Origin of the sequence: Tistrella arctica (genome assembly GCF_039630945.1) — a bacterium.
Lineage (GTDB): Bacteria > Pseudomonadota > Alphaproteobacteria > Tistrellales > Tistrellaceae > Tistrella > Tistrella bauzanensis.
The window spans coordinates 1-20697 of the sequence record NZ_JBBKTV010000025.1 but is presented as its reverse complement, the minus strand read 5'-3'; the positions used below and the strand labels follow the sequence as shown (position 1 = coordinate 20697).

Genomic DNA, 20697 nt, shown 5'->3' with positions numbered 1-20697 from the left:
TATGGCGGACGTGAACCACCCGATCCCATCCCGAACTCGGACGTGAAACCGTTCTGCGCCGATGGTACTTCGTCTTAAGACGCGGGAGAGTAGGTCGCTGCCAGGTCTTGAAACCGCACAACACGCCGGCCCAGCCGGGCAACACGCCAACCATGCGCGAGACATCTCATCTCAACAACACTGCCCAACGCACCACACCCGACGCGGGGTGGAGCAGCCCGGTAGCTCGTCAGGCTCATAACCTGAAGGTCGTAGGTTCAAATCCTACCCCCGCAACCAAGTTTCAGACACGCCGCCCTGGGTGAAAACCCCGGGCGGCGTTCTGCGTTTCGGGCGGGGGCTGCGGGGCAGGCATGGTCTGGGGGGCCGGAGCAGGGCAGGGGGCACCGAAAGCCCCACCACAGCCCCACACGCGGCCCGCCATCCGCCCCGCCATCCACAGCCCCGCCACGCCCAAAAAGGGCAGGGGGGTCCGAGGGGGCCCACGGCCCCCTCGCCGCTTCCGTCTCGCCGCGTCTTGTCCAAGATCGACGGGAATAGCTTAATCCCCTGTCCGGATTTCAGGGACCACCTCTCAGGTTCTGGGCTGGATCGGCGACGTGATAAACGAACGCCCCTATCCTCGGGAGATGGATCAGGATAATGCGCTTCGAAAGAAAGGCGCGTGACACATGCAAACATCGAGACAGCGCAGGGCCGTCCGTAACCGCCCGGCCGTCGCAAACATGCATCGGCTCGTAACGATTGAGCGTCCGGCCCTGGCACCGTCCTGCGTCCCGGTCAACCTCCGGGGCGGAAGACGCCGTTCCGGTCGCGCACCAGCGGCGCCGGCTGCCGGGGCAGGGGCGCGCCCGGCGCGTCGGTGATCGACACACCTTCCGGCCAGTCGGCGGGAGCGATCGCGACATAGCGGGCGAAGCCGCCCGAGCCGCCCTTGGGCTTCGCGAAGCCGATGGTGACCAGCGCCCCGGCTTCCGGCACCTTGTCGAGATTGGCCACACCTTCGGCCTGCACGAAATCATTGTGCAGCAGCCAGTGCTCGCCTTCGAGAGTGGGGGTGGTGTCGGTGTCGAGCGGTTCATGACCGTGGAACAGGATCTTGCGGTCCAGGTGCAGGAATTTCAGTGCGTCGAGCCCAACGCCGGGAAAGGGCTTCTGGTTGAAGCGCCCGGCATCCTCCCATTTCTTGTACCAGTCGGAGCGCACGAACACGACCGAGCCTTCGGGGATCCGGCCGTGCGTCGCTTCCCAGGCCTCGATATCGGCGACCTGAAGATGATAGCCGGCATCACCGGCAACCTTGCCGCTGATGTCGATCACCACCAGCGGCCGCACCGCATAGGTGGCCGGCAGATCGCTGATCGTGGCGCCAAGCGGATTCCAGTGCGAGGGCGGGTCGAGCTGGGTGCCATACTGATCGGTGGTCAGGTCATAGGCGCTGGCCACGAAGCCATGCTTGTCATAGGTGAATTCCTCGCCGGCGGCGACATAGCCCGGAATGTCCCGACCGGCGACCGCCGGCTTGAAGCGCGCATTGGAAAAGCCCGGCCAGACCGGCTGGACCGGCTCGAACGCATGGGTGAGGTCGATGTATTTCGCCGATTTCAGGCTCTGGTCATAAAGCGCCCACAATGATGTGTCCTGGGCGGACGCCGGGGATGTGTCCTGGGCGGATGCCGGGCCGATGCCGGCGCCGGGGACAAGGACGATGCCGGGGGCAAGGATGATGCCGGCGACCAGCAGAGCGGCGAGACGCGCCGGGTTGCGTGCTGCCTTCATGATCGGACTCCTGTGCGGATGCGCGTGCCGTCGGGCGCATGAGGTTCCGGGGATGTGACCATCCTCGGATGATGGCGCCGCCAAGTCGAGCCCGTCGCGCTGCGGTCATGCGGCATGGACGTGCCGTCAGGCTGCGTCCATGCCCTGTTGTGCGGTGGCGAACAGCCGGCCGCCGATGGCGCGGGCCGTGTCGAGATGGGATGCCGGGGCACCGGGATCGGATGGCAGCAGCAGATCGGTGGTGATCACGCGCGCGCCGCAATAGCCGAAGATGCCGTGATCGATCTGGGTGCGCATGGCACCGAAATAGCCGTGGCGGGCATAGGTCCGCAGATCGGCCCCGCCGATCGCGACCAGATGGACGCGCAGCCGGCCCAGCTTCTTCACCAGCCGCCCATCCGGCAGCTCGTCATAGGCCCAGCCATTGGTGAACACCCGGTCGATCCAGCCCTTCAACTGGCCGGGCATCGACCACCAATAGACCGGGTAGACCAGCACCAGGGCATCCGCCCGGTCGATCCGGGCCTGTTCGGCCAGAACATCCGGGGTGGGCGGCGCGGCCCGTTGGCTGGCCGCGATGTCGGCGGCGGTGAAGGCCGGGGCGAACCCCTCGGCTGCGAGATCGGCGATGTCGGCGGTTCGCCCTGCCCCTGAGGATCGCACGCCTTGGGCGAGATGACCGGCCACCGCATGGGTGAGAGAGGCGGGATCCGGGTGGGCGACGACGATGAGCGCATGCATCACGATTGTCCCGTTGGTTGATTGCGACAGGCGATGAGATGTTATATACTTTTAGTAAGTTACTTTTGGTATGTAGAGCGTGTCAAGCATGAAACCGCCACCACCGATCGCCCCCGGCTTCAAGACTCCGCGCCGCCGCCTGACGCGGGAAGACCGGCTGCGTCAGCTTGTCGACGTCGCATGGCAGGTGGTCGGGCAGGAGGGGGCCGATGCCCTGACCCTGGGCCGGCTGGCCGAGCGGGCCGGGGTGACCAAGCCGGTGGTCTATGACCATTTCGGCACCCGCAACGGCCTGCTTGCGGCGCTGTATCAGGATTATGACGCCCGCCAGACGGCGCTGATGGATCGGGCGATCGCCGAGGTCGCCCCCGCACTGACGCCCCGGGCGCGGGTGATCGCGTCGTGCTATGTCGATTGCGTGCTCACCCAGGGGCGGGAGATTCCGGGCGTGCTCGCAGCCCTTGCCGGCTCGCCGGAACTCGGCGCGCTGAAGCGGCAGTATCAACTGGCTTTCATCGACAAGTGCCGGGCGATCCTTGGACCATTCGCCGGCCTTGGTTCTTTCGCCGGCCTTGGTCCTTTCGCCGGGCGCGCGCTGGATGCGGCGGGGTTCTGGGCGATGCTGGGTGCCGCCGACGGGGTGTCGGATGCGGCGGCTGCCGGCGAGATCACACCCGACGACGCCAAGGACGCGTTGTTCCGCATCATCATCGCCATGGTCGGTGGCGATGCCAGGGAGGGTGCCGATCACGACCGGGCATGAGACGGATGCGGGTGGCCACGGGTAAGGCAACCCATCCGGCACTTGCCGCCCGTTTGGCGCGCCATGTACAGTCGGTCGATAACGCCCCGGAGTGGATATGACCGTGACGATGCCAGCGCTGTACGAAACCGACCTGTTCATCCCCCGCTATCGCCCCGTCGTTCGCGGGGATTGGGATCTGCGTGTGGTGCCGCTGAACGTGGCGCCCGGCTATTGGAGCGGATCGGTGCTGGTGCAGGATATGGCGGTGCTGCTGCGCAACCGCCAATCGTGGATGTCGACCACGCCGATGGAGATCGAGAGCCAGGAAATCGGTGTGCGGCTGGCCCGCGGCCATGTGCTGATCTATGGGCTGGGCATGGGCTGGTCGGCGGTGGCCAGCGCGCTCGTTGATGCGGTGACGGCGGTGACCGTGGTCGAACGTGACCCGGATGTGCGGGCGCTGCATGAAGACCTTGATATCGTGGCGCAACTGCCGGCGGCGGCGCGCGCCAAGATCCGCATCGTCGAGGGCGACGCCTATTGCTATGTTCCCGATCGGCCGGTCGACCTGCTGATGCCCGATATCTGGCTGCCCTTGATGAATGACGGCCGGGTCGACGAGGTCCGGCGCATGCAGGCCAATGTCGGCGCCACGGCGATCTATTTCTGGGGTCAGGAGCTTGAGATCGCCCGGCATGCGGTTGCAGCCGGCCGGGCGCTGGATGATGACGGCATCGCCCGGACGATCGCGGCATTCGATCTGCCGCTGATCGGACCTGAACTGCCGGGCTATACCGTAAAGCTGGTCGCGGCCACGCGCCGGTGGATGCGCGACCGCTGGCTGCCGGGCACCACGGCGCCCTGGTGATGCGGGTCAGTCATAGACCAGGGATGGCAGCCAGAGTGCGATGTCCGGCACCGCGATCAGCAGGATGATCATGGCGAAGATGACGCCGACGACGGGCAGGGCGCCGATGATGACATCGGTGATCGGCCCCGCCGGGCGCACGCCCTGCACGACATAGAGGTTCACGCCGATCGGCGGGGCCTCCGGCACGCGGACTGGCGAGGCAGGGACCGGCGATCAGCATCATGAACGGCACCGGCAGAACGATGCCCGGCACCATGCCGGCAAGATCGAGCCGCGGGATCGAGGTTTCGGTCAGCACGCCATAGAGGATGAGGGCGACCGAGGGCGGGATCAGGATGCGTGCAGGAGGTGACCGATGCCTTCGGCCGCCTGAAGGCGGCGGCGGGGCGGATCAATCACGACCGCAGCCGGACCTTGCGGATCATCTCGATGCCGGCCCTGTCGATGTCGGTGGCGCCCGAAATCTTGGACCTGTTCCGCAAGGTCGATCCACAGACGCGGATCGAATTGATCACGGCCGATTCTCTCAGCTATTTCAAGATGATCCGTGATGCGGTAACCAGATATGGCTCTGGGGAACCGCTGGGCGGCCAGCCGGGCATCGAACAGGGTACGCTGTCCCATGTTGAAACATCCGCTCGCGATCAGCAAGACCGTGTTTCAACGCTGTGCCGGCGATCCGGGCGGGTGAGCGGCGGCCGTGCTGTCGGATCAGTCGGATCGGATCAATCGCTGACCTGGTCCAGCAGATAGGCGCGGCGGCCGTCATCATGCCAGGCCTGGGCGCGGCCGGGCCCCTCGGTGGTCAGATAGAAGCGGTTCTTCCGGCCGTCACGGAAGGTCGGATAGATCGTCCAGTAGCAGCCATCGGCAAAGCCATACCGGCCCCGTTCCAGCCTGCCGCCCTGATGCGCGACGATGCAGACACCATCCGGCCGATAGGTGACCCGGGCGAAGGTGGCGCCGGTTTCGGGGGCGATGGCGGCGACGGTGCGGCCATGGATGAAGCGTTCGAGATCGGCGGCGGGCATCATCGGTGCCGCAATGGTGAGGGCGGCGCGGACCAGATCGGCATTGCTGGCGGCCACGGCACCGGATGGCAGGCGCCTGGTGTCTTCAAAGCCGATACGGCTGTCCAGGCCACGGTGCATGGCATGGCGCAACACCGGCCAAGTGCAGACACCGCTGCCATGCAGCAGCACCGGCAGGTGCAGCCCGGCCGCTTCAAGAACGGCAAGGATGGCGGCGGCTTCGGCCAATGCCTGATCGGGGTGTGCGGCGTGGACCTCGACCAGAACCCGCAGGCAGCGGGGGGCTTCGGCCAGGGCGACGAAACGGCGGGCATCGGCTTCAGACCACAGGCCGGCCTCGATGCCGATGCCCATCGCCGGCATCAGCCGCATGACCTCGACCGCATCGTCTTCGATCAGGTTGATCGAGACGTAATCGGGGCGGATGGTCCAGTCCCGGATGGGGGCGTGGCGTGCGTGCCCGCCGGGTGGGATCGACCACAGGGTCGAGATGCCGACCGGCACCCCCGGCACCCGCGCGCGGATGGCGGCCAGGGCCGCGCCGACATCATCGGGATGCAGGCTTTGCAAGCCGTCGGCGCTGCGCGGATGGACATGCAGTTCGGTGGCGCCGGCCGCGACCACGGCTGCGGCATCGGCGGCCAGCGCCTCAGGCGTGCAGGGCAGGGCGGGGTGAGCATCGGGCGTCCGGTCGCCGTTCAGGCAGGCTTGCAGCATGGCGGTATCGGTGCTCCGGATGAGGTCGGTGTGGCGGCGTTCCAGCCCATGATAGGAGGCGCCTGTGCTGCGCTCAAGACGAGGCAGCCTGTCCGCGGGCGTTGACATGGTCCGCCTCGACAAATAAGTTGATATCAACTTATTTACCCCCGAACGAAGGAAGCACGACGATGAGCTATGTCGACGGATTTGTGGCCGCGGTGCCGACAGCGGCGCGCGCGGCGTTTCTCGATCATGCCCGGATCGCCGCGACCGTGTTCAAGGAACACGGGGCGCTGCAGGTGGTGGAATGCTGGGGCACGGACGTGCCGGATGGCGAGGTCACCTCGTTTCCGATGGCGGTGAAATGCGCCGCCGACGAGACGGTGGTGTTCTCGTGGATCATCTGGCCGTCGCGGGCGGTGCGCGATGTGGGCATGGACAAGGTGATGGCCGATCCGCGCCTGCACCCCGACACCAATCCGATGCCGTTCGATGGCAAGCGGGCGATCTTCGGCGGGTTCGAACAGATCCTCGTCGCCTGATCGAACCACCGTCACCCCATGGCTCGCCCCCCGCCGCGCGGGCGGGGGGCGGCCGGGTGTCACCGGCTCAATGTCTGGGCGGTTTCCATCGCCATCGGCGCGAAGCGGGTTTCGAACTCGGGCCTCGGCCATTCGCTCAGCGAGCCCGCGATGTGAACCGCGCCGACCGGCCGGCCATTGCTGCCAAGAATGGCGGCACCGATCGCGATTTCGCCCATCAGCACCTCGCCTTCCGATGTAGCGAAGCCACGCTCACGCGCCTCTCTGATCCTGGCCCAGATGTGGTCGCGATCGGTGATGGTGTTCTGGGTGTATGGGCGGAATTCGGCTTGATCGAGGATCGCATCGACCTCGCCATCCGGCAGATGGGCCAGCATCGCGCGGCCGCCGGATGTGCACCAGGTAGGAAAGCGCCGCCCGATCAGGGTGGCATAAAAGCTCTCGCGCTTGCTTTGCAGCCGCACGGCGTAGACCAGTGAGCCGCCGTCGAACAGGCTGAGATCCACCCGTTCCCGCACCACCTTGCGCAGTTCGATCAGCACCGGCGTTGCCCGTTCGACCAGCGGGTCGCTGCGCAGATAGTCGAAACAGCGATCGAGCAGACGGCGACCCGGCCTGAAGCCGATGCCGCCATCACTGCGTTCCAGATAGCCCAGCCCCTCGAAGGTATGGGCGATGCGTTGCGCGGCGCTGCGGTCGATACCGACCGCGTTGGCAATTTCAGCCAAGGACAGCGCCCCGCCGGAGGCCCCGATCGCTTCCAGCACATCCATGGCCCGCACAACCGTTTGTAGTGTCAGCCGCGGGTCGGAAGTCCGTGTGCCGTCAGGCTTTTTCCCTGTCTTTCCCCCCATCGGGACCGATCTCCAGAATGCTCTTGACAGCGTGACGAGCGGAACAATAGCCTCAGTGCAGAAAGAAATGCAAGTGTATTGAATATCGATACAGAGGCGAGAAACCACGATGACCGATTTGCCCGTCCTTGACCTTGGCCCCGACCCGTTCGAACGCGGGGTGGTACAGGGACGCACCCTCGCCGCCAGCATCCGCGCCAATCTGGAGACCTATTTCAACCGCTTCGCCATGGTTGGCTCGGACCGGGCGACGGTGCTGGCGGCGGCTGGGCGCTGGCAGGCCTTTATCGCCGAAGACAATGCCGATTACGCGATCGAGATGGCCGGTATCGCCAAGGGCGCCGGGCTGTCGCTCGACGAGATCACCGTGCTGAACGCCCGTTATGAGCTGACCTATGAGGTCTATTCGATCGAGGCGCGCCGCGCGAAGGGCGATGGCGCCCAGGCGGCGCCCGACCCACAGGACATGCCCGAGCAGGAAGGCTGCACCCTGTTCGGCCTGATGCCCGATGTCACGGCGTCCGGCGCCTGCGTCATCGGCCAGAACTGGGACTGGCTGGCGGGGCTGGCCGGCAACTGCTTCATCAAGCGCGTGCACCGCGACGAACAGCCCGAGCTGGGCAAGCCGGCTTTTGTCGGCTTCTCGGAAGCGGGCATCGTCGGCTGCAAGATGGGGGTCAATCAGGCCGGTGTCGGTCTGTGCATCGCCGGGCTGGTCACCGCGTTCGAGGGCCAGGGTGCGATGCGCAAGCCGGTGCATGTGCGCTGCGCCGAGATCCTCGATGCCTGGCGGTTCAGCGAGGCCCTGCGCCCGGTGTTGCAGACCGACCGGACCTGTTCGTCAAATTTCATGATCGGCCATGGCGATGGCGAGATCATCGACATCGAGGCGACGACCGGCCATGCCGCCTATCTGTATCCGCAAGATGGCGTCGTCACCCATTCCAACAATCTCGTTGCCGAACGGCGGGTGGCATCGCAGATCGAGCGCATCGCCCCCAGCACGCTGTTCCGCGCCGAGCGGGTGCGGCGGCACATGAAGGCTCAATCCGGTCGCATCGATCTGGATGTCATTCGCGCGGTGATGTCCGACCATTTCTCGGCGCCGGCATCGGTGTGCATGCATGCCGACCCGAAGCTGCCGGCGGCACGGCGCAACGCGACCATCGCCTCGGTCGCCATCGATCTGACCAACAAGGTTCTCTACGCCACGAACGGCAACCCCTGCCACAACCCGTTCCGGCCCTATCCGCTGGCCCCCGCCACGGCCCCCGCAGACGCCATGGAGATGGCATCGGCCTGAGGGCCTGCCCCTCCCCACATCCGCAAACGACAAGAACACGACCGACAAGAACACGACACATGAACGATCCGGTGGCGATGGTGGGAGCAACCACGCGGCCGGCCATGCGCAACAGGGAGCACAATCAACGATGACGAAGACATGGATGGCCCCGCTCGCGGTTGTCCTGGGCCTGATGCCGGCCATGCCGGCCCTGGCCCAGACGGCCAATCAGAGCCAGACGGAGGGCGGCACACCGGTTGATGGCGGCATCATGCGGGTGGCGATCCAGGCCGATATCCGCAGCCTGGACGGCAGCCGGGTCGACACGATCACCGATCTGGTGCTGCACCATATCTATGAGCAGCTTGTCGCCTATCGCGAGGATCTGACGGTCGGCCCGGCGCTGGCCGAGAGCTGGACCGTTTCCGATGACCGCCGGCGCTATGCCCTGCATCTGCGCGAGGGCGCGGTCTATCACGACGGCACGCCGGTCAAGGCCGCCGATTTCGTGCCCCTGTGGAACGACCGGATGGGATGGCGCGAGAGCCGCGGCACGCCCTGGGTCTGTGCCGCCACCTTCGACGGCACCCGCAGCACGAAGGTGACCAATGTCTCGGCCACCGACGAGCGGACCATCACCTTCACCATCGACCAGCCCGATGCGCTGTTCCTGGCCAAGCTCGCCGATCTGCCGTGCAATGTCTGGATGGCGGCGCCGGCGAATTTCGATGCCGAGGGCAAATGGAAGGACGGGTCGGCGATCGGCAGCGGCTCGTTGAAGCTGAAGTCCTGGAAGAAGGAACAGATGGTCGCGTTGGAGCGCTTCGACGGCTATGTGCCGTCGACCGAGCCCCGCGACGGCTATGGCGGCGACCGGACGATGCATTTCGACGAGGTCGATTTCGTGGTGGTGCCCGACAAGACCGCCGCCGAAACAGCGCTCTATGCCGGCCAGATCGATGTGGTGACCCAGATCCAGACCTCGCGGATCAAGGATGTCGAGGCGCAGGGCGCCAAGGTGATGACGGCACCCGGCCTGTCGATGTCGGCGCTGCTGATCCAGACCAACGATCCGGTGATGTCGAACCAGAAACTGCGCCAGGCGATCGCCCATGCCATCGATGTGCGCCAGATCGCGACCCTGAAGACCGATGGCCTGATCCAGCCCAACCCGTCGGGCGTGCCGGAATCGTCGGCGATCTATGGCGACGCGTTCAAGACCTGGCCGGCCTATGATCCGGCGAAGGCCAAGGCGCTGCTGAAGGAGGCCGGCTATGACGGCCAGCCGATCGTGATCGAGGCCAATAAGCGCTATATCGGCATGTACGACAATGCCGTGATCATCCAGGCGATGCTGATGGCCGCCGGCATCAACGCCCAGATCGAGGTGCTGGACTGGGCGGCGCAGCTCGATCACTGGATGTCGGGCAAATTCCAGATGATGTCGTTCGGCTTCGCCTCGCGCACCGATCCGGTGATGCTCTATGGCCTGCTGGTCGGCGACAAGACCAAAACACCGACCTCGCAGTTCAGCGACCCGAAGGCGATAGAGCTGTTGCATACCGCCGCGAGCACCGAGGATGTGACCGCGCGCGGCAAGGTTCTGGCCGGGCTTCAGAAGCTGATGGCCGATCAGGTGCCGGTCTATCCGCTGTTCTATTACCCGGTGGTCGACGCGGTGTCGCCGAATCTCGCCGGCTATGAGCCCTGGTCGCTCGACAAGCCGCGGACATGGGGTGTGTGGCGGCGGCAGTGACAGCGCGGCTGCGGCACCCGCCATACCGGATGGGTGCCGCGGCCATGCTTGATGACGCCTGAGCGTGCAAGGAGCCGGACATGAACGAGCAGACCCCCGACATCGCGCCCTGGCGCGACCCGATGATGCCCGGCGCGCCGCTGCTGCCGCAGCCGGGCTGGAGCATTCCGCCCTATCACCGCTGGACCTTCCAGCATATGCGCGAGATGACGCCGACCGCGCAGGTCTGGCGTGGCCCCGGCCCGGTGATGGCACTGGACGAGGCGCCGGAGCCCCTGGGCGGACTCAGCCTGCGGCTGCCGGGATGCGACGGCTCTGAAACGCTGGATGCCTTTCTCGATCGAAGCTGGACCGACGGCTTCCTGGTGCTGCATCGGGGCCGGATCGTGTTCGAGCGGTATATGAACGGCATGATCCGGCGTCGGCCGCATCTGTCGATGTCGGTGGCAAAAAGCATCGCCGGCACCGTGGCCGGCATTCTGAACCACCGGGGTGTGCTCGATCTCGGCGCACCGGTCCCGGCTTATCTGCCGGAACTGGCCGCCACCGCCTATCGCGACGCCACGGTGCAGAACCTGCTCGACATGACCAGCGGCGTGGTCTTCGACGAGAGCTACGACACGCCCGGATCGCATATGCAGAAGCTGGGGCTGGCCTGCGCCTGGGGTGGCGGCGGCCGCAGTCGGCCCGAGGGCTGGCCCGAGACGATCTGGCAACTGGTGCTGACACTGGCCGAGCAGGATGGCCCGCACGGCCAGGTGTTCCGCTATCGCTCGATCGAGACCGACGTGCTGGGCTTCCTGATGGAGCGGGCGACCGGTCTGCCGCTGGCCGAACTGGTGTCGGAGGTGCTGTGGGCGCCGATGGGCGCCGAGGAGGATGCCGCCTATACGGTCGATCTGGGCGGCTTCGCGCTGGCCGATGGCGGCTTCAACGCCACGCTGCGCGATTATGGCCGCTATGGCCAGTTGCTGGTCGATGGCGGGCGGCGCGGCGACCGCCAGATCGTGCCCGAGGCCTGGATCGAGGCGTGCCGCTTCGGGCGTGGCGGGCGGTTCGAGGGCATCTATGCCGAGGTTCTGCCCGGTGGCGGCTATCACAACAAGATCTGGCAGGTCGACCGCAGCCGGGGCAGTTTCGTCGCCCGTGGCATCTATGGCCAGTTCATCTTCGTCGATCCGCAGGCGCAGTATGCCGCGGTCAAGCTGTCGACGTGGCCCACGCCGTTGAGCGTGCCGGGCGCCGTCCAGACCATCGCCGCCTTCCAGGCCATCGGCGCGGCATTGGAGGCCGCATGATGCGCTTCATCCTGGGCCGCGTCGGCGCCGCCGTGCCGACCCTGCTGCTGGTGACCATCGCGGTCTTCACCATGATGCGGATGATCCCGGGCGACCCGGCCGCGGTGATGCTGGGCGATCTGGCGACCCCCGACATGGTGGCGGTGATGCGGTCCAGGATGGGTCTGGACCAGCCCCTGCCGGTTCAATATATCGACTGGCTGACATCGATGATCCGGGGCGATTTCGGTACCTCGATCGCCAATGGCGAACCGGTGCTGCCGCTGATGCTGGAACGCTTCCAGGTGTCGGCCACCATCGTGGTGATGGCGGTGGCGCTGGCCGCGATCATCGCGGTGCCGGCGGGCATGTATGCCGCCTGGCGCCAGGGCAGTGCGGCCGATCTCGGCATCGTCGCCACCTCGACGCTGCTGTTGTCGATCCCCAGCTTCTGGCTGGGCCTGATGATCCTGCTGGTCTTCGGGCTGTGGCTGCGCTGGTTTCCGGTGATCGGTTTCGTTGGTGTCGCCGATGACTGGGCATCGCGGCTGGGCGCGCTGGCGATGCCGGTGGCGACGCTGCTGCTCGTGGAAATGGGCGCGATCCTGCGCATGGCGCGGGCCTCGACCATCGAGGTTCTGCGCCAGGAATACATCACCCATGCCCGTGCCAAGGGCTTGAGCGAGGCGCGCGTGCTGCGCCGCCATGCCTTCCGCAATGCCTTCGCGCCGACCTGGACCCTGATCGGTCTGATCCTGGGCGCCTTGCTGGGCGGGATCGCGGTCACCGAAACCGTGTTCAGCATTCCGGGGCTGGGCCGGCTGCTGGTCGAGGCGATCTATACCCGCGACTATCCGGTCGTGCAGGGCTGCATTCTGATGATCGCGGTGGTCTATGTGGTGCTGAACCTGATCATCGACCTGCTGTATCCGGTGTTCGATCCGAGGGTGGTGCGATGAGCGCGTTCGTGAAGCGGGCCGGCGCCGGCGGCGTGCTGGGGGCGTCGATCGCCCTGTTGCTGGTGCTGGTGTGGATCGCGGGCCCGTGGCTCGCACCCTATGATCCGATGGCGATCGATATCGGCGCAAGGCTGGTCGCCTTCACCGCCGCCCATCCGCTGGGCGCCGATGATTTCGGCCGCGACATCCTCAGCCGGCTGATCCATGGCGCGCGGGCCAGCGCCACCATCGCCTTCGCCACGGTGGTCGTGGCCGTGACGCTGGGGCTGATCTTCGGCGTGCTGGCCGGCTATCTGCGCGGCTGGGCCGAACGGGTGATCATGGTGGTGACCGACAGCCTGCTGGCCTTTCCGGGGCTGTTGCTGGCGCTGGGGATCATGACCGTCACCCGCGCCGGTGAGACCGCGATGATCGTGGCGCTGGGGCTCGCCTATGCGCCGGCGGTGATCCGGGTGACGCGATCGACCGTGCTGTCGGTGCGTCAGCGCGAATTCGTCGAGGCCTCGCGGGTGATGGGCAATCCTGAGCGCATCACCATGTGGCGCCATGTCCTGCCCAACTGCATCGCGCCGATGACCGTGCTGGCGACCACGATGTTCGGCTGGGTGATCCTGGCCGAGAGCGCGCTCAGCTTTCTGGGTCTGGGGGTGCCGCCGCCGCAGCCGACCTGGGGCAACATGCTGGCTGCGGCGCGGCCCTATATCACCCAGGCGCCGTGGCTGATCATCCTGCCGGGCCTGTGCATCTCGCTGACCCTGCTGGGCGCGAACCTGCTGGGCGACGCGCTGCGTGACCTGACCGATCCGAGGATGCGCCGATGACCGCCCACCCCCCTCTGCTCGCGATCCGCAACCTGTCGGTTCGGGTCGATGGCGGCGATCAGGCCGTGGTGCAGGGCTTCGACCTGGATCTTCAGGCCGGACGGATGATGGCGCTGGTGGGCGAGAGCGGCTCGGGCAAGACCATGGTAGCGCGCTCGATCCTGGGCCTGCTGCCGCCGCCGATGATGATCGGCGCCGGCAGCTCGATCACCTATCGCGGACAGGAACTGACCGGGTTGCCCACCCGCCGGCTGCGCGCGGTGCGCGGTGCCGAAATCGGCATGGTGTTCCAGGAGCCGATGACCTCGCTGAACCCGTCGATGACCATCGGCGAGCAGATGGCCGAAGGGCTGGTGCTGCACCAGCGGCTGAACCGGGCCGATTGTCGCCGGCGGATCATCACCATGCTCGACCGGATCGGCATTCCCGCGCCGGAGCGCTGCCTTGCCGCCTATCCGCATGAATTCTCGGGCGGCATGCGCCAGCGGATCATGCTGGCATCGGTGATGCTGCTGAAGCCGAAGCTGCTGGTCGCCGACGAGCCCACCACCGCCCTTGATACGCTGGTCCAGCACGATGTGATGGAACTGATGATCGAGCTGACCACCGAGAACGACACGGCGGTGCTGCTGATCAGCCATGATCTGGGCATGGTGTCGCATTACATCGAGGATGTGGTGGTGATGCGTCATGGCGAGGCGGTGGAGCGTGGCCCGGCCCGCGACGTGCTGCTGAACCCGGTTCATGATTATACCCGCCGCCTTGTCGATGCCCTGCCGCGCCGGCGGGCCGATGCCCCGCGTGAGGCGCCGGTGACCACGCCATTGGTCGTCGCCCGCGATGTCGTCGTCGAGTATCCCGGCCGGGCGACGCTGTTCGGCCGGCGGGCGGTCAATCGCGCGGTCAAGGGCGTGTCGCTGACCATCGGCGCCGGCGAGACCGTGGCCCTGGTCGGCGGCTCCGGATCGGGCAAGACCACGCTTGGCCGCGCGATCATGGGGCTGGAGCCGATCGCTGGCGGCGGCATCACCCTCGACGGCCGGCCGGTCGGCCGGATGCAGGCGGGGCGCGGCCCGATCGATGACGACGCCTGTCGCCAGATGCAGATCGTGTTCCAGGATCCTTACGCCTCGCTCGATCCGCGCATGCGGGTGGAGGAGATCGTGGGGGAGCCGCTGCGGCTCGACGGGCTCGACCGGGCCGAGCGGCGCGAGCGGGTGCGCGCGACCTGCGACGAGGCCGGCTTGCCGCTCGACCTGCTGGACCGCCACCCCCATGCCCTGTCGGGCGGTCAGCGCCAGCGGGTGGCGATCGCCCGCGCCATCATCCGCGATCCGGCCTTCGTCGTCGCCGATGAACCGGTGTCGGCCCTGGATATGACCGTGCAGAAGCAGATCCTGCTGTTGATCCGGCGGCTTCAGGAACGCCGGGGCTTCGCCTGCCTGTTCGTGTCGCATGATCTGGGGGCGGTGGAGCAGGTCGCCGACCGGGTGGTGGTGATGCAGGCCGGGCTGATCGTCGAGGAAGGCGCCTGCGCGCGGATCTTCGACGCGCCCGAGGCCGAGTATACCCGCCGCCTGCTGGACGCGGCGATGTTGCTGGGCCGCAGCTTTCCCGGCGCCGATGCCGGGCCTTCCGCCAATCACCCGCAGCCAGCCGCCACGAGGACGCCCGATGTATAGCCCCCCCGCCTATCGCGCCGACGATCCGGTTTTCCTCCGCGCCCTGATGCGCGAATGGAGCTTCGCCACCCTGGTCTCGCATCTGGATGGCGAGACCCTGATCACCCATCTGCCGGTGCTGGTCGATGAGGGGGGCACGGGCCTTGGCGTGCTGTCGATGCACATGGCGCGGGCCAATCCGCACTGGCGGCATTTCGAGGCCGGCGCCGAGGCGGTGGTGATCTTCAGCGGCCCCCATGCCTATGTCTCGGTCAACTGGTATGAGGGCAAGCAGACCTTTCCGACCTGGAATTACGGCGCCATCCACGCGCGCGGGCCGGTGACGCTGGAACACGACCCGCTGGCCCTGCGCGACCTGCTGGCCCGCACCATCGCCACCTATGACGCCCCGCTGGGCGGCGCCTGGCGGTTCGCGGATGTCGACGAGGACAAGGTGGTGCCGAGGCTTGGCGGCATCGTCGGGTTGCGGGTCGCGATCGCCCGGCTCGATGGCAAGCTGAAGTTCAACCAGGACAAGCCCGCCGCCGACCGGGCGCGGGTGCGTCATGCCCTGATGCAGCATCCGGCGACGGCCGATGCCGCGCGCTTCATGACGCGGCTGGAGAGCGGCGGTTCCTGACCCGCCCCGTCTCCGCCCCTCCGCCCCATCATCCCTTCGGGAGAACCATCGTGACCATTCAGCCCAATTCGGTCGAGGCGCGCGATATCGCCTATCAGATGCCGGCCGCCGCCGATATGCGCCGGCATGAGGAGACCGGTTCCGTCGTCATGGAGCGTGGCGACGGCATCTATGTCTGGGACAACACCGGCAAGCGCTATATCGAGGGGCTGGCCGGATTGTGGTCGGTGGCGGTCGGCTTCGGCGAAAAGCGGCTGGCCGAGGTGGCCAGGGCGCAGATGGAGCGTCTGCCCTATTATCATAGCTTCAGCTACAAGACCCACGGGCCGTCGGTCGATCTGGCGGAGAAGCTGATCCAACTGGCGCCGGTGGCGATGTCGAAGGTGCATTTCACCTCGTCGGGCTCGGAAGCCAACGACCTGATGGTGAAGATGGTCTGGTATCGCGCCAACGCGCTGGGCCAGCCGTTGAAGAAGAAGATCATCGGCCGGATCAAGGGCTATCACGGCGTGACCATCGCCGCCGGATCGATCACCGGCCTGCCGCGTAATCATGAGAGCTTCGATCTGCCGCTGGACCGGATGGTGCATACCTCGTGCCCATCCTATGTCCATTTCGGCCAGCCGGGGGAGAGCGAGGCCGATTTCACCGCCCGCATGCTTCAGGATCTGGAGGATCTGATCGCGCGTGAGGGGCCGGAGACCATCGCCGCCTTCTGGGGCGAGCCGGCGATGGGGGCGGGCGGGGTGCTGCTGCCGCCCGAGGGCTATTGGCAGGGCGTGCAGGAGATTTTGCGCCGCCACGACATTCTGCTGGTGGCGGATGAGGTGATCTGCGGCTTCGGTCGCACGGGGCATATGTTCGCCTGCACCACCTATGGCATCGCGCCGGATGTGATCGTTCTGTCCAAGCAGTTGTCGTCATCCTATCTGCCGCTGTCGGCGATCGTGATGAACGACCGGGTCTATCAGCCGATCGCCGATGAAAGCCACCGGCTGGGCGTGTTCGGCCACGGCTTCACCGCTTCGGGCCACCCGGTCGCGACGGCGGTGGGGCTGGAAAACCTGAAGATCATCGAGGAACGCGACCTCGTGGGCCATGTCCAGCGGATATCGCCGCATTTCATGGACCGGCTCGCAAGACTGGCGACGCATCCGCTGGCCGCATCCTGGCGCGGCGTCGGCCTGATGGGTGCCGTGGAACTCACCCCCTGGGAAACCCCGTTCACCGCCGCCCAGACCGTGGCCGCGCGCATGGAGCAGGAGGGCGTCATCATCCGCGGCATCGGCGAGGCGATCTGCTTCTGCCCGCCGCTGATCATCACCGACGCCCAGATCGACGAGATGTTCGACATCGCCACCCGCGCCTTCGACGCGGTGCTGGCCGAGCGCGGCTGAACCACCCCGGAACCCGCGGCCGGTCGCCCGATGCGTGCGGCGACCGGCACCATTGCGCCCATCGCGCGACCCGGCGACAATGACCGGCGGGGCTTGGCCATCACCGGCCGGGCGGCCCCGGGCGATCAACCGTGCCGGGTTGCGCAGGTGCTGGCCGGTGGAGTCGCGCGGGGGTATCTGAAGCCGAAAAATGCGATGACGCCACGCTGGACCAAGGAGCTATGGCCGCATAACCTGAACCAAATGGTTGCCGGCAAAACCGGACGGTTCAGGTCGGTCTCAATGCTGAGCTTCTCCTAAATCGGGTATGTCAGTGACACGCGAAGACCCTCTGGAGATGACGCTCTACCGCGGCTCGTCGAAGCATAAGAACCGTCCCACCCAGGAGCGGAAGGGAACGCTCTGTCCCGAATGGACGCACAGGACGCCAACAGGTGGCTTTGCGAATGACGTGTATGCTCATGACTGGGGAACAACAGAAGCCGCCAAGCTCTTTGCAGCGGCGGTGATCGATCCGTCGAGCCAGAAACGTTATGCGACGGCGAAGGGAATTGCGTTCGAAGCAAGGCCGACGAACGATGGAACTTGGCACGGCTTTCCGATTCCCTGGGAAAGTGTGCCACCCTCTATAAAAAATGAATGGCTGGATAATGGCGGGGTGTCGCGGCAGGCGGTGAAGAAATATATGAGAGTCGATCAGGCAGACATCAGTTGGGCCATGGAAACGGAGTCCTGATGACTGAGCTTGCGTGCTTTGGCGATCCGGCGCGTTTCGAGATCGCGGTCGGATGGACCGATGATCCCGAGCCCCGCGCACGACGACCTGCCCATGGCGGCTGGTCGACCGGAGTGTTGCGCCTGACCGTCGGCAACCATGTGCTGACGCGCCACGACTATACCGGCGGCGATCTGCACGAGGTTCATTGGTACCTGTTGCCGGTGTTCGAGTGGCTGGCGACCAATTGGGTGTTCCTGTTGCATGAGGAACGCTTCGCTTGGCGGGAGAACGATGGCGGGCCGGCAGCAATCGCTTCGTTCAGGGCGCTTCGCCGTCTGATTGACGCTCAGTCGCCATCTGAGCGGGTGGAGTATGCCGAGGCGCAGACATGGTGGTCACGCCACGCATTGCGTGCCGCAGACTCAAGTGCGCTTTTTCCCGATGTTGTCGTGCGCCGACTGATCGACGACATCGAAATCTCCTGGACCGCACGTCAGCCTGCCTATGCGCCCGACGGCTTTCGCTTTGCACTGGCGCCCGGTGTCGCGACGTTGCCGGTTGATGATGTCGCGCGTCCCCTCTGGGAGGCCCTTGCCTGGGCCATCAGCAGCCCGCCAGCGGGCCTAGACGAAGACGATCGTCGATCTCTGGCTGACCTGGAGCAGAAAATCAGTCAGCTTCAGGCCTTCACGTCACCCGAATTGGAGCGGGCATACCTGCCGCCATCACTCTTTGGAAGATTGACCACCGCGCGCCGCCAGACACGTCTCGACGATCAAAGTGTCCGCATGCACGGGATACCTGTTCTTGAACGGATCGACGACGCCGTTCTTATGTTCGGCGGCGCCAACCCTGATATTGGGGCGGCGGACGCCCGCAGATTGATGACATTGCTCGCACATCAGCGTGGGGGACGCGACGCTGCTGCACTGGCTGAGTTGGTGGACACCAGAATCGGATTGCCGGTCGCAGCGCCTTTCCAGGAGGGCTACGATTTAGCCGAGGACTTGCTTGAGAAACTCGATCTTCCGGACGAGGCGGCCTTTGTCGATGTGCGGTCGATCGTGTCAGGATTGGGTATTCGTGTCCTCGACGAGAAACTGGATACGCCCTCGATCCGCGGGGTCGCGATCGCCGGGACGGAGTATTGCCCGGCAATCCTGGTCAACTTGGCGAGTCCATTCAACGCCGTGGAGGTCGGCCGCAGGTTCACGCTGGCCCATGAGCTGTTTCATGTCCTTTTTGATCGCGAGCGAGCCAAGAGGGTTTCACATACAAGTGGACCTTGGGCACCACCTGGTGTCGAGAAGCGCGCGAATGCGTTCGCAGCGATGCTTCTCATGCCACGCGACATGGTGCGGCGTTCTCTGCCCAATGGCGCGCTCAATAGCGACAACATCCGAGCCGCAGCACAAACAATGCAGGTCGGTGTCAGAGCGCTGATCGCGCATCTTTACAATATCAGCATGCTCAGCGAGTTCGAGCGCGATGAGCTGCAAGCGTCGCTATTGGCCGCTTGATGAAGTTTCCCCGGCGTTCGCCCTCGTGTATTAAGCCGGTCCGTATGTTTATTTCTGTCGTTCGATCGATATGGTCCGCATCATCAATCGCGGACGCTCGCGCCTGCTTCTCTTCACCACGGATGATCAGAGTCGGCTTGAAACCCATATCGACCGCACGATACGCCGCGTGAGCAGTGCGGTGAAGAATGCGTTGAGAAGTATTTGGGCTGATGCGATGATGCCTCGGCATTCTTTGCCAGCCGCGGTTTCGCTTGATTCATGCGAAGAAGTGTCTGGCTGGCTCAACGACTTGGCAAGCCCGGACGTCAATTTGATCGTGTAGACGATGGCGTTCATGGTCTCACGCATCAGATGGTGTCTCAGCCGATTCGTGTTCGTCGGTGGTGGCGCGAACGGGGCCAGAACAGCCATACCCATCGCTGGGGCCGCTTCCATAACGCAGGTGATCGTGGCTATGCTGCTATCGGAAGGTTGGCGTTCGTACGAGGCCCTCTAAACTGGCTTTAACAACCGTTTGGGCTCATCTCTGCATTCAGCTACTCGTCTCCTTCGAAATTTGAGACAGGTATCTTAGAAGTCGGAAGAGTATTTAAATATAGTATAGAACTAAATATTGGGGTTTAAAATATGCCACAGTTATTGACAATTATAATATTAGTTATAATCATAAAATTTATAGGGGATTTTTGGGAAATATCTATTATAATTTCTGGCTCTATAATTTTTTGCATAGTTTCGGTTCTGACGCTCAGTTGGCTGATGATCGCACATGATCAGAAGAAGAAAGCAAGGGCTGATGAGGCGGAAAAAGAGCGGCTACGCCTTGAGCCTTTAAAAGAAGGAGAAACCGTTCAGCAAAGGGTAAGACAGCGCTTCTTGCAGACTTGCCAAACAGAGTTCGGCCGCTTGGCAGATATGCGAGTTCGTGGAGAAGAGGATTGGAAAGTAGAATTGCATATCCTGCTTTCTAATAAACTCTGGCCGACTCTGGATACGTATCAAAGGAAATGCCTTGCCCAGATGAAACGCGATTTTCCTGGCATTTTCGAAGGGCCTATCCGCGATCTTGCAGCAGAGAAAGAACGTCAAGATAATATTCTGGCCCAGAAGAAAGTAGATTCTGTTCGAAGCCGATACCATCCATCTTTAATGACGCCGCAGGAATTCGAGTATTGGTGTCGCGATATATTGACACAGCAAGGATGGGCTGCGAGCGTCGTTGGCGGCTCGGGCGATCAAGGAGCAGACGTAATTGCAAATAGAGCGGGGGTTACTCTTGTACAGAGAGGGTATTCGCCTGACAGTTCCGCCTCGGGAGCCGGGTTAAGCGGCGGTCGCCGCGATGGCTTTCGGGGTCGTGCGCTTCTGTTCCTTGGGTTGGGGTTTCAGGATGCCTTC

20 protein-coding genes, 1 tRNA gene, 1 rRNA gene and 1 pseudogene are annotated in these 20697 nt (G+C 65.0%); 16 read left to right on the top strand and 7 right to left on the bottom strand.

Annotation, left to right across the window (positions count from 1 at the left end; translation table 11 throughout):
* Both rrf and WG924_RS27875 read left to right on the top strand, forming a co-directional pair.
* Window positions 1-106, top strand: a 5S ribosomal RNA gene (gene rrf, locus WG924_RS27880); the annotation flags it as partial.
* A 96-nt stretch (window positions 107-202) separates the two neighbouring features.
* Window positions 203-279 (top strand) — tRNA-Met (locus tag WG924_RS27875).
* Between the two features lie 501 nt (window positions 280-780).
* On the opposite strand, the gene WG924_RS27870 is transcribed toward WG924_RS27875, so the two are convergent.
* Together WG924_RS27870 and WG924_RS27865 are read right to left on the bottom strand one after the other, a co-directional pair.
* Window positions 781-1779, bottom strand: a complete 999-nt coding sequence (locus tag WG924_RS27870) for a cyclase family protein (protein ID WP_345936314.1) — start codon at window positions 1777-1779, stop codon at window positions 781-783.
* A gap of 126 nt (window positions 1780-1905) precedes the next feature.
* On the bottom strand, window positions 1906-2520 hold the full coding sequence (locus tag WG924_RS27865; RefSeq protein WP_345936313.1) for an NAD(P)H-dependent oxidoreductase: 615 nt from the start codon (window positions 2518-2520) through the stop codon (window positions 1906-1908).
* A gap of 88 nt (window positions 2521-2608) precedes the next feature.
* On the opposite strand from WG924_RS27865, the gene WG924_RS27860 reads away from it, so the two are divergent.
* Window positions 2609-3283 (top strand): TetR/AcrR family transcriptional regulator, encoded by a 675-nt coding sequence (locus WG924_RS27860; protein ID WP_345936312.1) that lies wholly within the window; start codon window positions 2609-2611, stop codon window positions 3281-3283.
* Window positions 3284-3380: 97 nt separating this feature from the next.
* Window positions 3381-4133 (top strand): hypothetical protein, encoded by a 753-nt coding sequence (locus tag WG924_RS27855; RefSeq protein WP_345936311.1) that lies wholly within the window; start codon window positions 3381-3383, stop codon window positions 4131-4133.
* Between the two features lie 6 nt (window positions 4134-4139).
* Here WG924_RS27855 and WG924_RS27850 read toward each other — a convergent pair.
* From WG924_RS27850 to WG924_RS27840, 3 genes and pseudogenes are all read right to left on the bottom strand, one after another.
* Window positions 4140-4310 (bottom strand): annotated as a pseudogene (locus tag WG924_RS27850) (TRAP transporter large permease); the annotation flags it as partial.
* A gap of 156 nt (window positions 4311-4466) precedes the next feature.
* A complete protein-coding gene (locus WG924_RS27845; RefSeq protein ID WP_345936309.1) occupies window positions 4467-4760 on the bottom strand; it encodes a hypothetical protein in 294 nt (97 codons plus the stop codon).
* 101 nt (window positions 4761-4861) lie between these two features.
* A complete protein-coding gene (locus WG924_RS27840) occupies window positions 4862-5992 on the bottom strand; it encodes a 3-keto-5-aminohexanoate cleavage protein (RefSeq protein ID WP_345936308.1) in 1131 nt (376 codons plus the stop codon).
* 62 nt (window positions 5993-6054) lie between these two features.
* Here WG924_RS27840 and WG924_RS27835 point away from each other — a divergent pair, with 62 nt between their 5' ends.
* On the top strand, window positions 6055-6408 hold the full coding sequence (locus WG924_RS27835; protein WP_345936307.1) for a DUF1428 domain-containing protein: 354 nt from the start codon (window positions 6055-6057) through the stop codon (window positions 6406-6408).
* A 59-nt stretch (window positions 6409-6467) separates the two neighbouring features.
* Here the strand turns inward: WG924_RS27835 and WG924_RS27830 are convergent, their stop codons facing one another.
* The gene (locus tag WG924_RS27830) at window positions 6468-7262 is read right to left on the bottom strand and encodes an IclR family transcriptional regulator (protein WP_345936306.1); all 795 of its coding nucleotides are present in this window, start codon (window positions 7260-7262) and stop codon (window positions 6468-6470) included.
* Between the two features lie 109 nt (window positions 7263-7371).
* On the opposite strand from WG924_RS27830, the gene WG924_RS27825 reads away from it, so the two are divergent.
* The 10 genes from WG924_RS27825 to WG924_RS27780 all read left to right on the top strand — a co-directional run bounded on the left by WG924_RS27825 (window position 7372) and on the right by WG924_RS27780 (window position 19296).
* On the top strand, window positions 7372-8565 hold the full coding sequence (locus WG924_RS27825; RefSeq protein WP_345936305.1) for a C45 family autoproteolytic acyltransferase/hydrolase: 1194 nt from the start codon (window positions 7372-7374) through the stop codon (window positions 8563-8565).
* A 130-nt stretch (window positions 8566-8695) separates the two neighbouring features.
* On the top strand, window positions 8696-10303 hold the full coding sequence (locus tag WG924_RS27820; protein ID WP_345936304.1) for an ABC transporter substrate-binding protein: 1608 nt from the start codon (window positions 8696-8698) through the stop codon (window positions 10301-10303).
* A gap of 80 nt (window positions 10304-10383) precedes the next feature.
* A complete protein-coding gene (locus tag WG924_RS27815) occupies window positions 10384-11601 on the top strand; it encodes a serine hydrolase domain-containing protein (protein WP_345936303.1) in 1218 nt (405 codons plus the stop codon).
* Entirely contained in the window at window positions 11598-12539 is a 942-nt protein-coding gene (locus WG924_RS27810; protein WP_345936302.1) for an ABC transporter permease, read from the top strand. Before WG924_RS27815 ends, WG924_RS27810 begins: the two co-directional genes overlap by 4 nt.
* Window positions 12536-13360 carry an ABC transporter permease gene (locus tag WG924_RS27805; RefSeq protein WP_345936301.1) on the top strand — a complete coding sequence of 275 codons (825 nt, stop codon included), beginning with the start codon at window positions 12536-12538 and terminating at the stop codon, window positions 13358-13360. Before WG924_RS27810 ends, WG924_RS27805 begins: the two co-directional genes overlap by 4 nt.
* Window positions 13357-15042, top strand: coding sequence for a dipeptide ABC transporter ATP-binding protein (locus tag WG924_RS27800; protein ID WP_345936300.1), 1686 nt, complete (start codon window positions 13357-13359; stop codon window positions 15040-15042). Before WG924_RS27805 ends, WG924_RS27800 begins: the two co-directional genes overlap by 4 nt.
* Entirely contained in the window at window positions 15035-15661 is a 627-nt protein-coding gene (locus WG924_RS27795; protein ID WP_345936299.1) for an FMN-binding negative transcriptional regulator, read from the top strand. Before WG924_RS27800 ends, WG924_RS27795 begins: the two co-directional genes overlap by 8 nt.
* Window positions 15662-15711: 50 nt before the next feature.
* Complete coding sequence (locus WG924_RS27790) at window positions 15712-17058, top strand: aspartate aminotransferase family protein (protein WP_345936298.1); 1347 nt, start codon at window positions 15712-15714, stop codon at window positions 17056-17058.
* 337 nt (window positions 17059-17395) lie between these two features.
* Window positions 17396-17794 carry a hypothetical protein gene (locus tag WG924_RS27785; protein ID WP_345936297.1) on the top strand — a complete coding sequence of 133 codons (399 nt, stop codon included), beginning with the start codon at window positions 17396-17398 and terminating at the stop codon, window positions 17792-17794.
* Window positions 17794-19296, top strand: coding sequence for an ImmA/IrrE family metallo-endopeptidase (locus tag WG924_RS27780; RefSeq protein WP_345936296.1), 1503 nt, complete (start codon window positions 17794-17796; stop codon window positions 19294-19296). Before WG924_RS27785 ends, WG924_RS27780 begins: the two co-directional genes overlap by 1 nt.
* Before the next feature lie 126 nt (window positions 19297-19422).
* On the opposite strand, the gene WG924_RS27775 is transcribed toward WG924_RS27780, so the two are convergent.
* Window positions 19423-19647, bottom strand: a complete 225-nt coding sequence (locus WG924_RS27775; protein ID WP_345936295.1) for a hypothetical protein — start codon at window positions 19645-19647, stop codon at window positions 19423-19425.
* A gap of 411 nt (window positions 19648-20058) precedes the next feature.
* On the opposite strand from WG924_RS27775, the gene WG924_RS27770 reads away from it, so the two are divergent.
* Window positions 20059-20697 (top strand): restriction endonuclease (locus tag WG924_RS27770; RefSeq protein ID WP_345936294.1); only part of this gene is annotated, 639 nt, incomplete at its 3' end.